Annotated in this window: 14 protein-coding genes; 7 read left to right on the top strand and 7 right to left on the bottom strand. The window is 70.2% G+C overall.

Annotated features, from left to right (window positions below; genetic code table 11):
• The first annotated feature begins 83 nt into the window (after positions 1–83).
• Positions 84–1,502: a glycosyltransferase family 39 protein gene (locus AB0H54_RS08040; protein WP_357343684.1), complete on the top strand. Its 1,419-nt coding sequence runs from the start codon at positions 84–86 to the stop codon at positions 1,500–1,502.
• 5 nt (positions 1,503–1,507) lie between these two features.
• Here AB0H54_RS08040 and AB0H54_RS08045 read toward each other — a convergent pair whose 3' ends face one another.
• Entirely contained in the window at positions 1,508–2,269 is a 762-nt protein-coding gene (locus tag AB0H54_RS08045) for an alpha/beta hydrolase (protein WP_357343686.1), read from the bottom strand.
• Between the two features lie 60 nt (positions 2,270–2,329).
• Between AB0H54_RS08045 and AB0H54_RS08050 the strand changes: the two genes are divergently transcribed.
• Positions 2,330–2,734: a MerR family transcriptional regulator gene (locus AB0H54_RS08050; RefSeq protein WP_357343688.1), complete on the top strand. Its 405-nt coding sequence runs from the start codon at positions 2,330–2,332 to the stop codon at positions 2,732–2,734.
• Here the strand turns inward: AB0H54_RS08050 and ftsX are convergent.
• The 6 genes from ftsX to AB0H54_RS08080 form a co-directional block, all read right to left on the bottom strand.
• Entirely contained in the window at positions 2,724–3,626 is a 903-nt protein-coding gene (gene ftsX, locus AB0H54_RS08055) for a permease-like cell division protein FtsX (RefSeq protein ID WP_218717631.1), read from the bottom strand. The genes AB0H54_RS08050 and ftsX overlap by 11 nt on opposite strands.
• Positions 3,626–4,315 carry a cell division ATP-binding protein FtsE gene (ftsE, locus tag AB0H54_RS08060; protein WP_218717630.1) on the bottom strand — a complete coding sequence of 230 codons (690 nt, stop codon included), beginning with the start codon at positions 4,313–4,315 and terminating at the stop codon, positions 3,626–3,628. Before ftsE ends, ftsX begins: the two co-directional genes overlap by 1 nt.
• Positions 4,316–4,387: 72 nt before the next feature.
• On the bottom strand, positions 4,388–4,537 hold the full coding sequence (locus AB0H54_RS08065) for a hypothetical protein (RefSeq protein WP_357343690.1): 150 nt from the start codon (positions 4,535–4,537) through the stop codon (positions 4,388–4,390).
• Positions 4,524–5,381 (bottom strand): mechanosensitive ion channel family protein, encoded by an 858-nt coding sequence (locus AB0H54_RS08070; protein ID WP_357343692.1) that lies wholly within the window; start codon positions 5,379–5,381, stop codon positions 4,524–4,526. The genes AB0H54_RS08065 and AB0H54_RS08070 overlap by 14 nt, the downstream gene beginning before the upstream one ends.
• 140 nt (positions 5,382–5,521) lie before the next feature.
• Complete coding sequence (gene prfB / locus AB0H54_RS08075; protein ID WP_357343694.1) at positions 5,522–6,640, bottom strand: peptide chain release factor 2; 1,119 nt, start codon at positions 6,638–6,640, stop codon at positions 5,522–5,524.
• Positions 6,641–6,706: 66 nt separating this feature from the next.
• Positions 6,707–7,564, bottom strand: a complete 858-nt coding sequence (locus tag AB0H54_RS08080) for a helix-turn-helix transcriptional regulator (protein WP_357343696.1) — start codon at positions 7,562–7,564, stop codon at positions 6,707–6,709.
• Between the two features lie 141 nt (positions 7,565–7,705).
• On the opposite strand from AB0H54_RS08080, the gene AB0H54_RS08085 reads away from it, so the two are divergent.
• The 5 genes from AB0H54_RS08085 to AB0H54_RS08105 all read left to right on the top strand — a co-directional run bounded on the left by AB0H54_RS08085 (position 7,706) and on the right by AB0H54_RS08105 (position 12,415).
• Positions 7,706–8,296 (top strand): NAD(P)H-dependent oxidoreductase, encoded by a 591-nt coding sequence (locus tag AB0H54_RS08085; RefSeq protein ID WP_357343697.1) that lies wholly within the window; start codon positions 7,706–7,708, stop codon positions 8,294–8,296.
• 146 nt (positions 8,297–8,442) lie between these two features.
• Positions 8,443–9,228: a histidinol-phosphatase gene (gene hisN / locus AB0H54_RS08090; RefSeq protein WP_357343699.1), complete on the top strand. Its 786-nt coding sequence runs from the start codon at positions 8,443–8,445 to the stop codon at positions 9,226–9,228.
• A 299-nt stretch (positions 9,229–9,527) separates the two neighbouring features.
• Positions 9,528–11,315 carry a DNA helicase RecQ gene (recQ, locus tag AB0H54_RS08095; protein WP_357344257.1) on the top strand — a complete coding sequence of 596 codons (1,788 nt, stop codon included), beginning with the start codon at positions 9,528–9,530 and terminating at the stop codon, positions 11,313–11,315.
• Positions 11,316–11,366: 51 nt separating this feature from the next.
• Positions 11,367–11,603, top strand: coding sequence for a hypothetical protein (locus AB0H54_RS08100; RefSeq protein ID WP_357343701.1), 237 nt, complete (start codon positions 11,367–11,369; stop codon positions 11,601–11,603).
• A gap of 194 nt (positions 11,604–11,797) precedes the next feature.
• Complete coding sequence (locus AB0H54_RS08105) at positions 11,798–12,415, top strand: YdcF family protein (protein WP_357343703.1); 618 nt, start codon at positions 11,798–11,800, stop codon at positions 12,413–12,415.
• Positions 12,416–12,528 lie beyond the last annotated feature (113 nt).

A 12,528-nucleotide genomic window follows, 5' to 3' on the forward strand; every position in this document is an offset into this window, starting at 1 on the left:
ACTCCTCGGTAAGACTATCTTACTCTGGAGTAAGAAGCTCGTCGATGTCCGCGAAATCGGGGATTTCGTGTCAGTCTGGACGAGTGACCGTGATCGCGTCGGTTTTCGCGCTGGTTCTGTTGATCACCACGACGCGCTACGGCTACCACCGTGACGAGATGTACTTCCTGGCGGCGGGTCGCCGCCTGGACTGGGGATACCCCGACCAGCCCCCGCTGACCCCCGCGCTGGCCCGGCTGCTGAGCGCGATCGACCCCGATGCCCTGTGGGTATTGCGGCTGCCCGCGATCGCGGCCGCGACCTTCGTCGTGGTGTGCGCCGGACTGATGGCGAAAGAGCTGGGCGGCGGGCGTGGCGCGCGGGCGCTGGCCGCCGCCGCGGTGGCGAGCGCGGCCATGGCGCAGGCGGCGGGGCACCTGTTCGGGACCACGGTCTTCGACCTGGCGGCCTGGTCGCTGATCTGCCTGCTGGTGCTGAAGCTGCTGCGCGGGGCCGATCCGCGATGGTGGCTCGCGGTCGGCGCGGTAGTGGGCCTCGGAGTGCAGAACAAGGTGTTGATCGTCGTGCCGGTCGGCGCGCTCGCCCTCGCGGTGCTGCTGACCGGCCGGCGAAAAGTGTTCGCCACCAAGTATTTCGCGGCCGCGCTCGGGATCTCGGCGGTGCTCGCGGCGCCGTATCTGTGGTGGCAGGCGGACAACGGCTGGCCGCAGTGGACATTGAGCCGGGCGATCGCCGGTGGGTCGTCGGGAACCTCGGATTCGCCGATCATGTTCGTGCTCTTGCAATTCGGGCTGTTCGGCCCGCTGCTGGTGCCGCTGTGGGGCTACGGGATGTGGCGATTGTGGCGCTCGCGGTATCGGGCCTTCCCCCTCGCCTACGGGCTGCTGTTCGTGCTGTTCCTGGTGGGTGGCGGCAAGGCGTACTACCTCGGTGGGATGTATCCGGTGCTGCTCGCCGCCGGTTCGGTCGGGCTGGCCTCGGCACTCGGTGATCACCGGAAGCGCTGGGCGGCAGTGGGTTCGGTGATTGCGCTGAACGCGGCGATGTCGGCGGTGCTGTTCCTGCCGGTGCTCCCGGTCGCGCAGCTGCCGGACTCGCCGGTGCTCGCGGTGAACTACGACGCGGGGGAGACCATCGGCTGGCCCCGCTATGTCGCGCAGATCGCGGCCGCCCGGCCACCGGAGGCCGCCGTGCTCACCGCGAACTACGGCGAAGCGGGCGCCATCGAACGCTACGGCCCCGAATACGGCCTGCCGACACCGTATTCGGGCCACAACGCCTACTGGTGGTGGGGCCCGCCGCCCGACACCGCGACCACCGTCCTCACCGTCGGCATCGAGCGCGACCGGCTCACCGAGCTGTGCGCGGTCGTCGAACCGGTGGGCGTGCTCGACAACGGGCTCGGGATCGACAACGACGAGCAGGGGGAGCCGCTGTTCGTCTGCCGTGCGCCGCTGCGGCCGTGGTCGCAGGTATGGCCGCAGCTGCGCGCCCTCGGCTGAGCGCGCTACAGACCGCGCCGGGCGAGGAATTCGAGCAGGACCGCGCGCCATTGGTCGGGCCGCTCGGCCATGACCACGTGGCCCGCGTCGATCTCGGTGTACTCGGCGCCGGGGATCGCCGCCGCGAGTGCCCGGGAATTGGCCGGATCGACGAGCAGATCGGCGGTGGTGTTCACGATCAGCGTCGGCACCGTGATGCCGGCCAGGTCGGCGGTGGTGTCGACCGTCTCGATGAGCGCGGCCTGCTGCCCGGTGCCGCCGGGGATCGCGGCGGCGGTCTGGGCGACCAGCTCGTCGATCGCGGCGGCGGGCAGCGCGTTGACGAACTCCGGCGCGAACCCGGTCAGCAGGACCAGCCGGGCGAAGCTCTCGGTCGCGCCCCGCGCGAGCAGGTCCTGCCAGGCCTGCACAGCCAGCCGGGCGCGATTGTCCGGTGCCGCCAGGCCGGCGGTGAGCACCAGGCCGGTGACCCGCTCCGGATGCCGGGCGGCGGCGCGCACGGCGACCGCGGTGCCGAGGGAGAAGCCGAGGATGGTGAAGGTCGGCACGCCCGCGTCGACCGCGGCCGTCACCAGGGCGTCGGCGAGGGCGTCGAGGTCGAGCGGGGTGTCGTCGCCGGGGTAGTCGGAGGCGACCACCGTGTGCGCGGCGGCCAGGTCGGCGAGCACGACGCCGAAATTGCTCTCGATCGCACCGCCTGCACCGTGGGCGAGGACGAGGCCGGGGCCGGAGCCGTGGACGGTCGTTCGCAGGGGAATCGTTGTCATACGGCGGAGGTTAGGGATTCACATGGGTGTGAAGGTCAAGGCGAACGTGCGGGCGATCACATGCTGATCGGCGAACTCGCGCACCGGACCGGCGTCAGCACGCGCTTGCTGCGCTACTACGAGGAACAGGGCCTGCTGCGGCCACACCGTGACCCGAACGGTTATCGCAGCTATCCCGAGACGGCGGTCGGCGAGGTGACCAAGATCCGCGAGCTGCTCGCGGCGGGCCTGACCACCGACGACATCGCCCAGCTGATGCCCTGCACCGACCCGGACGGGCCGGTGCAGGCGTGTGAGATGTCGGTGCGGATCATGTCCGAGCGCAGCGCCGAGCTGACCCGGCGGATCACCGACCTGGACCGGCAGCGCGTCGAGCTCACCGCGCAACTCGGCGCCGCGCTGGACGCGCGGACGGCGGCGACCGGAGAGCGCGTCCCCGCCCACGGCTCCGCGACTACTCCCTGACGTAGAACCGCAGGGTGAGATAGGCCGTCACGGCGGCGAACACGATGCCGATCGGCGCGATGGTCAGCGCGACCACCGCGATGTCGTCCCCGGTGATGCGCGGGAAGACATTGCTGTCGAACAGCGGGCCAAGCGCCCGGTCGATGACCAGCGGCCGCGCGATCACCAGCCCGAGGATCGCCAGTACCGAGCCGACGAACGCCGCCGCGACCGCCTCCAGCAGGAACGGCAGCTGGGTATACCAGCGGGTCGCGCCGACCAGGCGCATGATGCCGACTTCCGTGCGCCGCGTGTACGCGGCGATCTGCACCATGTTCAGGACCAGCAGCATCGCCGCCAGCGCCATCACCAGCGCCAGCCCGAACGCGGCATTGCGCAACCCGTCGAACAGGCTGACCAGGCGGTCGACGAACTCCTTGTCGTTGGCGACGATCCGCACGCCGGGCCTGGTCGCGAAGCTGTCGTAGATGTGCTGGTACTGATCGGCGTCGGTCATCTTCACCCGCAGCGAGGCGGGCAGCGGTGAGTCGGCGATGTACTGCACCATCTCCGGCTGATCGGCGAACAGCTTCTTGGCCTCCTCGAGCGCGTCGGCGCGATTGAGGAACTGCACGCTCTCCACCCCGGAGGTGCCCTTCAGGTCCGCCAGCAGCGACTTGCACGGGTCGGCGGCGCAGTCGGGATCGGTGTCGGAGACGGCGTCGTCGAGGTAGAACCGCACCTCGAGCCTGCCGATGAAGAAGTTCTCGGTCTTGTCGGCCATCCGCACCGACAGCATGCCGCCGCCGAGCATCATCAGTGAGACCGCGGTGGTCAGGATCATCGCGATGGTCATCGTCAGGTTGCGGCGCAGACCGTCGGCGACCTCGGTGAACAGGAAACTCAGTCGCATTATCGCCCCACCCCGTAGACGCCGGTCGCTTCGTCACGCACGAGTCTGCCGTGGTCGAGCTCCACCACCCGCCTGCGCATCGCGTCGACGATGTGGTTGTCGTGGGTGGCCATCAGCACGGTGGTGCCGGTGCGGTTGATCCGTTCCAGCAGCGCCATGATGTCGGCGCTGGTGTCGGGGTCGAGATTGCCGGTGGGCTCGTCGGCGAGCAGCACCAGCGGCCGGTTGACGAACGCGCGCGCGATCGCCACGCGCTGCTGCTCACCACCGGACAGTTCCGAGGGCAGGCGGTTGCCCTTGCCGCCGAGCCCGACCATGTCGAGCACCTCGGGCACGGTGCGTTCGATGAACTGTCGCCGCTTGCCGATCACCTCGAGCGCGAAGGCCACGTTCTGCTCCACGGTCTTCTGCTGGAGCAGCCGGAAGTCCTGGAAGACGCACCCGATCCGCTGCCGCAACTTGGGCACCTTCCGGCCCGGCAGCCGGTCGACCCGGAAATCGGCCACCCGTATCTCGCCCGCCGTCGGCGACTCCTCCTTGAGCAGCAGCCGCATGAAGGTCGACTTCCCCGAACCGGACGGGCCGATGATGAAGACGAATTCGCCCTTGTCCACCTCGACGGAGACGTTGTCCAGCGCCGGCCGCGTCGAGGTCTTGTACGACTTGGTGACGTTGCGCATGGTGATCACGGGGAGCCAGTGTAGCCAGCGACCGCCCCGGCGACCGGGCCCCGACCGGCGTCGGCGAGGCGGCGAGCAACCCTACGGCGTCGGATCGACCCAGGCGGGCACGGCGTTGAGCAGCGACACCGGGCCGGTGTTGGTGGTTTCGGCGGGCTTGACGAACAGGTAGACGACGAACGTGGACACCCAGGTGGCCATGAGGATCGCCGTCGACTTACGTGGTTTCACTGATTCCTTCCTTACGCAGGGCGGCCGCGACGCGCACGCGCAGCTCACGCCCCACCTCGAATTGTTTGCCCGGCAATGTGCGGGCAACCATCCGGATGTTCATCTCGTCGAGCGAGAGATCTTCCACACCCATCACGGACGGTTCGTCGAGCAGCAGTGGCTTGAGGCGGCGGTCCTGGTAGGCCTTGGTGCACACCTCGTGCAGGACTTCGTTGATCTTGGTGATGTCGGCCTGGGCCGACACCGGCACGTCGATCGCGGCACGCGCCCAGTCCTTGGACAGGTTGGTCACCTTCACGATCTGCCCGTTCGGGACGGTGATGACCTCGCCGTCGGAGTTGCGCAGCGTGGTGATGCGCAACGTCACGTCCTCCACGGTGCCCTCGGCCGCGTCGGCCGATCCGGTGACCGCGATCCGCACCACGTCACCGAAGCCGTATTGGCGCTCGGTGATCAGGAAGAACCCGGCCAGGATGTCCTGCACGATCCGCTGCGCGCCGAAACCGAGCGCCGCGCCGAGCACGGCCGCCGGGGCGACCAGACCGGTCACCGCGAAGCCCAGCCTGCGCAGCACCTCCATGCCGACCAGCACGTAGACGATGGTCAGCACCACCCAGGTGATGACCTGGGCCAGGGCGTGCCGGTGCTTGGCGGCCTCGGTGCGGACCAGGGCGTCGCTCGAGTGGAAGCCCGCGTCGATCTTGGTGGTCACCCGGTCGCGAACGAAGGCGGCGAACCGGCCGAACAACATCGCGCCGACCACCAGCAGGACGATCTCGAGCCCGCTGGACCGCAGCCAGGCGGTGATCTCCGGTGCCGTGTTGATCGCGAGGACGCCGCTCATCGCCTCGCCCCGGCCGAGAGTCGACGGGGCTTGCGCTGGCACAGTTCCGGTTCGCTCGAACACACACCCGAAAGGTTACAGCGGGGTCACGGTGCGCGGTCAAACGCGAACGGTGTCACTGCGGCCGAGCGAACAGGTGGCTACGCGTCGGCCTGTTCCCGCATGCGCCAACGGATTCCGGACTCGATGAAGCCGTCGATGTCGCCGTCGAGCACCGCCGAGGGGTTGTTCACCTCATAGTTGGTGCGCAGGTCCTTGACCATCTGGTACGGGTGCAGCACGTAGGAGCGCATCTGGTTGCCCCACGAGGCGCCCTCGTTGGTCTTGAGCGCGTCCATCTGCGCGCGCTCCTCCTGGCGCTTGCGCTCGAGCAGCTTGGCCTGCAGTACACGCATGGCCGAGATCTTGTTCTGCAGCTGCGACTTCTCGTTCTGACAGGTCACCACGATGCCGGTGGGAATGTGGGTCAGGCGCACCGCGGAGTCGGTGGTGTTGACGCTCTGACCACCGGGGCCCGAGGAGCGGTACACGTCGACGCGGACCTCGCCCTCGGGGATCTCGATGTGGTCGGTGGTCTCGACCACCGGCAGCACCTCGACCTCGGCGAAGGAGGTCTGGCGGCGGCCCTGGTTGTCGAACGGGCTGATCCGGACGAGCCGGTGCGTGCCCATCTCCACCGAGAGCGTGCCGTAGGCGTAGGGCGACTTCACCGCGAAGGTGGCGCTCTTGATGCCCGCCTCTTCGGCGTAGGAGGTGTCGTAGACCTCGACGACGTACTTGTGCCGCTCGGCCCAGCGGATGTACATGCGCATCAGCATCTGCGCCCAGTCGGCGGCGTCGACGCCACCGGCGCCGGAGCGGATGTTGACCAGCGCGTCACGCTTGTCGTATTCGCCGGAGAGCAGGGTGCGCACCTCCATCACCTCGATGTCGACCCGCAGCGCGGCGCGCTCGGTGTCGGCGTCGGCGGTGGCTTCCGCGGCGGCCGCGCCCTCCTCGGACTCGGCCAATTCGTAGAGCACCGGCAGGTCTTCGAGGCGCTGGCGCAGGTCCTCCACGCGGCGCAGCTCGCTCTGGGCGTGCGACAGCTCGCTGGTCACCTGCTGGGCGTGGTCCTGGTTGTTCCACAGCTCGGGATCGGCCGCCTGGTGCTCGAGCTCATCGATGCGACGGCGTAGCTCCTCGACATCGAGGACCGACTCGACCGTCTTGAGCGTGGTGTCGAGTTCGGCGAGATCGGCGATAACGTCAGGATGCACGATTCCCAAGGTTACCGGTCGGCTCCGACACGGTGAAACACGCGCACCCGCGACGGCGCGCTGCGGTCAGCTCGCGATGGCGCGCAGGCCGCCGGGGCGCCGTCCGAGCAGCCGGTCCAGGGCCGTCGCACTGGCCTCGTCGGCGGGCAGCAGGACATACAGCGACTGGTCGTCGTCGAGGGACAGGTCCAGCGATTCGTAGGCCAGCCGCAGCGTGCCCGCCGCGGGATGGCTGATCCGGTTGATCCCGCCCGAGGGCGGCAGACCCGGCAGCGTGGCCAGCCGGTCGGTGAACGGCGCGCCCGCGGTGACGGTCAGCTCGTCGACCAGCGCGGCCACCAGCGGGTCGGCGCGGTACGGGCCCTGCTTGAGCGAGGCCACCAGCTTGTCGGCGGCGGCGTCCCAGTCCGGGTACAGCTCGCGCGCGCCCGGATGGGTGAAGACGAACCGGGCCACATTGGCCGGTTCACCCTGCTCGAACAGGCCGCTGGGCGCCATCAGCGTGCGGTAGCCCGCGGTGCAGGCCAGCACCTCAGTGAACCGGTTGGTGATCGCGGCGGGCGCGGGTTCGAGCTGGTCGAGGATGGCGCGGATGGTCGGCCGGACGGTGCGGTTCGGGCCGTTCTCGGCGGCGCCGCAGCTGAAGCCGGACATGCCCTTGGTGAGCTGGTGCAGATGCACCCGTTCGCGCGGGCTCAGCCGCAGCGTGTCGGCCAGCGCCGACAGCACCGGCGGCGACGGATGCCGGTCGCGGCCCTGTTCGAGCCGGATCAGGTACTCCACGCTGACCCCGGCCAGCATCGCGACCTCGGCCCGCCGCAGCCCCGGTGTGCGCCTGCGCGTGCCCGCGGGCAGGCCCACCTCGGCGGGCGTCACCGCCTCGCGGCGGGTACGCAGGAACAGCCCGAGTTCGTTGTCGCTCACCCGATCGACGGTACCCACTCGCGCGGGCCGGAGAGTGGCCGTGCCACTACCACTCTCAGCGTGGTCTCCCTGCCAGCTCCGCGACCGGCGACGGTAGTGACACCGGCCGATCGGGCCGGGCTCACGACAGAGGAGAACACGGTGTCCGCACAGCCACTGAAGCTCGCGATCATCATCGGCAGCGTCCGCGAGGGCCGGTTCGGTCCGGTGGTCGCGAACTGGTTCGCACAGCAGGTCGACGACCGCTTCGACGTCGACATCATCGATCTGGCCGAGGCCGAGCTGCCCGCCGCGTTGCCGCCGGTGCCGCCCGCCGTCGACCCCGACATGCCGCGCCCGGCAGGGATGAACGACCTCACCGAGCGGCTGGCCGCCGCCGACGCCTATGTCGTCGTCACGCCCGACTACAACCGCAGCTACCCGGCCGCCCTGAAGTCGGCCATCGACTGGCACTTCACCCAGTGGGACGCCAAGTCGATCGGCTTCGTCGGCTACAGCGGCGGCTCCGGCGGCCTGCTGGCCATCGAACACCTGCGGCAGGTGTTCAACGAGCTCAATGCCCACACCGTGCGCAACTATGTGTCCTTCCCGCGCTACTACCTGCTCTTCGACGAGAACGGGCAGCTGCGGGAGCCCGCGGAGCCGGCGGCGGCGGCGCAGGCCCTGCTCGATCAGTTGCACTGGTGGGCAAGCGCTCTCGTCGCCGCACGGTCGGCACAGGTCGCGGTCTGACGACCGAGGCAGGTGGGCCGACCGCGTGCTCTGCCCGGCGCGAAGGCCGCCGTGCGCGGCCGCGGGCACACGTGCCGCCGCGCCGAGCGGCACGCCCGTCGGCCGCGACTTCGGCCGCGTCCGCGCGGCCAAATACACTGGCCCGCGTGGCTGCCTACTCCGCTGACCTGGACCTTGCCCTCCGACTGGCCGACGAGGCCGACGCGATCTCGCGGGTGCGTTTCGGCGCCGTCGACCTGAAGGTCGACGCGAAGCCGGACCTGACGCCGGTCTCGGATGCCGATCTGGCGGTCGAGCAGGTCATCCGGCGCGTGCTCGCCGCCGAACGCCCCGGCGACGCCGTGCTCGGCGAGGAATTCGGCGGCGACGCCGAGTTCACCGGCAGGCAGTGGGTGGTCGACCCGATCGACGGCACCAAGAACTTCGTCCGTGGCGTGCCGGTGTGGGCGAGCCTGATCGCGCTGCTCGTCGACGGGGTGCCGGTGGTCGGGGTGGTCAGCGCGCCCGCGCTGGGCAGGCGCTGGTGGGCGGCCGCGGGCTCGGGCGCGTGGGCCCAGGTGCACCCCGGCGCGCCGAAGCCGATCACGGTGTCGGCGGTGGGCGACCTCGACTCGGCCAGCCTGGCCTTCTCCAGCCTGTCCGGCTGGCACGAGCGGGGGCTGCGGGAGCAGTTCATCGACCTCACCGACGAGGTCTGGCGGGTCCGCGGCTACGGCGACTTCTTCAACTACTGCCTGGTCGCGGAGGGTGCGGTCGACATCGCCGCCGAGCCCGAGGTCTCGCTGTGGGACCTGGCCGCGCTCGACATCCTGGTCCGCGAGGCCGGTGGCGCGTTCACCTCCCTGGACGGTCGATCCGGCCCGCACGGCGGCGACGCGGTGGCGAGCAACGGCCTGCTCCAGGACGAGGTCCTCGCCCGTTTGCGCGGCTGATCCGGGTTATCCACATGTGCGCGGAGGCCGGTGAACGCCGTCGTCGGGTCCGGTGGACGGGCTGCGCGCCCGGCCCGCGCTCGTAGGATGGCCCGGTGAGCAATTCCGGCGCCACAGCCCCCGATGTCGACGACTTCCCGCCCGAAGACTTCCCGCCCGACGACGCGTACCCGTCCGGTGGTGGCTACATCTCCGAGCATGATTTCGACGACACGGGCGGCTTCCACTTCGACGACCTCGCCCCGGCCACCCCCGGCCGCGCGGCGGCGCCCGCCCGCGCGGAGACCGCCGACGAGGTGCTGCGCCGGGTCTTCGGCTACGACGCCTTCCGTGGCGACCAGGCCGACATCGTCGCGCAGGTCGTCGGCGGCGGTGACGCGCTGGTCCTGATGCCGACCGGTGGCGGCAAATCGCTGTGCTACCAGGTGCCCTCGCTGGTGCGGCCCGGTGTCGGCGTGGTCGTCTCACCGCTGATCGCGCTCATGCAGGACCAAGTCGACGCGCTCAGCGCGCTCGGCGTGCGGGCCGGATTCCTCAACTCCACCCAGTCGCCGGATCAGCGGCGCACGGTGGAAGCGCAGTTCGTCGCCGGTGAACTCGACCTGCTCTATCTCGCGCCGGAACGCCTGCGCCTGGAGTCCACGCTGCGGCTGCTCGACCGCGGCACCGTGGCGCTGTTCGCGATCGACGAGGCGCACTGCGTGTCGCAGTGGGGCCACGACTTCCGGCCCGACTATCTCGCGCTGTCGCTGCTGCACGAGCGCTGGCCCGATGTCCCGCGCATCGCGCTCACCGCGACCGCCACCGAGAAGACCCGCGCCGAGATCGTCGAGCGGCTCGATCTGGGGGCGGCGAAGCAGTTCGTCTCCAGCTTCGACCGGCCCAATATCCAGTACCGGATCGAGTCGAAGAACCGGGCCGACCGCCAGCTGCTCGATTTCATCCGCGCCGAGCACCCCGGCGACGCGGGCATCGTCTACTGCCTCTCGCGCAATTCGGTGGAGAAGACCGCCGCGATGCTCAACGAGAACGGCGTGCGCGCGGTGCCGTACCACGCGGGCTTGGACAACCGGACCCGCGCCGAGAACCAGGCCAGGTTCCTGCGGGAGGACGGCCTGATCGTGGTGGCCACCATCGCTTTCGGCATGGGTATCGACAAGCCCGACGTGCGGTTCGTCGCCCATCTGGATCTGCCCAAGTCGGTGGAGGGCTACTACCAGGAGACCGGTCGCGCCGGCCGCGACGGGCAGCCGTCGACGGCGTGGATGGTCTACGGCCTCGCCGATGTCGTCCAGCAGCGCAAGATGATCGACTCCAGCGAGGGCGACGCCGCGCACCGCAGGCAGTTGCAGCTGCACCTGGACGCCATGCTCGCGCTGTGCGAGACGGTGGGCTGCCGCCGCGTCCAGCTGCTGAACTACTTCGGTCAGCCCGGCCAGGCGTGCGGCAACTGCGATGTGTGCCTGAATCCGCCGGAGACCTGGGACGGCACCGTCCCGGCGCAGAAGCTGCTCTCGACCGTGCTGCGGCTCAAACGCGAACGGGGACAAGCGTTCGGCGCGGGCCATCTGGTCGACATCCTGCTGGGCAAGTCGAACCCGAAGATCACCCAGCACCGGCACAACGAGCTGTCGGTGTTCGGCATCGGCACCGATCTGCGCGATACCGAATGGCGCGGCGTGACGCGTCAGCTGCTCGCCGGCGGCCTGCTCGCGGTGCAGGGGGAGTACGGCGTGCTCGCGCTCACCGACGCCAGCAACGAGGTGCTGTTCGAGGGCAAGAAGGTGCTGATGCGCCGGGAGCCCGAACGCGCCGCGCGGCCCGCGCGCAGCGCGAAATCGGCCAAGGCGGCGGTGGATCTGCCCGCCACCGACCTGCCGCTGTTCGAACGCTTGCGCGCGTGGCGGGCGGCGACCGCCAAGGAGCAGGGCGTGCCCGCCTACGTGGTGTTCCACGACGCGACCCTGCGCGAAATCGTTGCGCGCAAACCGGGTTCGCTCGCCGAACTCGGGACCGTCGGCGGCGTCGGCGAGAACAAACTGGCCCGCTACGGCGAGGGCGTACTGGCCGCGCTGACCGAGGAGTAACCGGCGAAGGAACCCGCGACGAACCGGGGCGGGGCGCGATACTGTCGAGGCATGGCGAACGGTGAAGGCTCCGAGAGCGAGTCGTCGGGCGGCACGAGCCAGAGCGGCGGCGATACTCCGTTGCCGCCGATCCCGCACCGGCACATCGACCCGGTCGTCGCGCCCAGCCTGCTCGGCGGCCACCACCCGGTGGTCCACCGAGGCAGGCCACGCTGGTCGACCGTCGCCCTGATCCTCGTCTTCGCCTCGGCGCTCGCCCTCTATCTGGCCCTGCGTCCGGGCGGCTGACGGCCGGGCCCCTCGCGATCCGGTACCCGCGCGGTTCCGGAATCTTTGCGATGCTGCGGACCAGGAGACGACGTCGAGCACTGTGACCTGTGGTAGCCGCAGGTCATAGCCCCGCCGACCGCTCCGCCCGCGGCGCACTGTAGGCCTCCTCGACCGATCGAGCCGATCGGTCCCGGCCCGAGGAGGCGACGGGAATGCTGTGGGTGACCTGGATGACGCGAGGGGTGTGCGCCGCCCTGATCGCGACCGGATTCGTCTGTGCGACAGCACCGGAGGGCACCGCCGAGCCCGCGACCCCGATCGGCGTCGCGGACCTGCATCGGATGCTGACGCCGACGCTGCCCGGCACCTACGGCGACGACACCGCCGTGGTGATCCTCGGCTACGGCCTGACGCCCGAGGGCGACCTGCGCCCGGAACTGGTCCGGCGGTTACGGGCGGGCCTGGTGCAGGCGGTGTTCGCGCCGTGGTCGCCGATCATCGTCACCGGCGGGAACCCACAGGCCGGGCTGAGCGAGGCCGACGCGATGGCCGACTGGCTCCTCGCGGCCGGTGTCGACCCGGCCCGGATCCTGCGGGAGCCGCAGGCCGACTCCACGGTGGCCAACGCCCGCTTCACCGCCGCGCTGATGGCCGAACATCACCTGCGCGCGGCCGTGCTGGTGACCTCCGGCGACCATGTCGACCGGGCCAGAGCGGCCTTCGACGACGCGGGCGTGCTCGTCGTCGGCGAGCTCACCCCCGACCGCACGCTGTGGCCGGTGCTGCCGCTGCGGATCGACCGCTTCGGTCCCGCGCTACCGCCCGGCTAGCCGTTCGCTGTGACCGGACACAGTGTTTCGTCATGTGACCCGCCGCCGGACCGTCGGCCCGCCATCGTTGGGCCCAGGGGGTCAGCCGTTTCCCGCCCGTCAACTCCGAGGTG

This window comes from Nocardia sp. NPDC050718, from assembly GCF_040654235.1.
Taxonomy (GTDB): Bacteria; Actinomycetota; Actinomycetes; order Mycobacteriales; family Mycobacteriaceae; genus Nocardia.

Excerpts from the sequence above, each read along its gene's own strand:
- AB0H54_RS08100 (WP_357343701.1), top strand. The coding sequence starts at position 11,367 with ATGGCGAACGGTGAAGGCTCCGAGAGCGAGTCGTCGGGCGGCACGAGC.
- AB0H54_RS08050 (WP_357343688.1), top strand. The coding sequence starts at position 2,330 with ATGCTGATCGGCGAACTCGCGCACCGGACCGGCGTCAGCACGCGCTTG.
- AB0H54_RS08105 (WP_357343703.1), top strand. The coding sequence starts at position 11,798 with ATGCTGTGGGTGACCTGGATGACGCGAGGGGTGTGCGCCGCCCTGATC.
- AB0H54_RS08070 (WP_357343692.1), bottom strand. The coding sequence starts at position 5,381 with ATGAGCGGCGTCCTCGCGATCAACACGGCACCGGAGATCACCGCCTGG.
- ftsX (WP_218717631.1), bottom strand. The coding sequence starts at position 3,626 with ATGCGACTGAGTTTCCTGTTCACCGAGGTCGCCGACGGTCTGCGCCGC.
- AB0H54_RS08045 (WP_357343686.1), bottom strand. The coding sequence starts at position 2,269 with ATGACAACGATTCCCCTGCGAACGACCGTCCACGGCTCCGGCCCCGGC.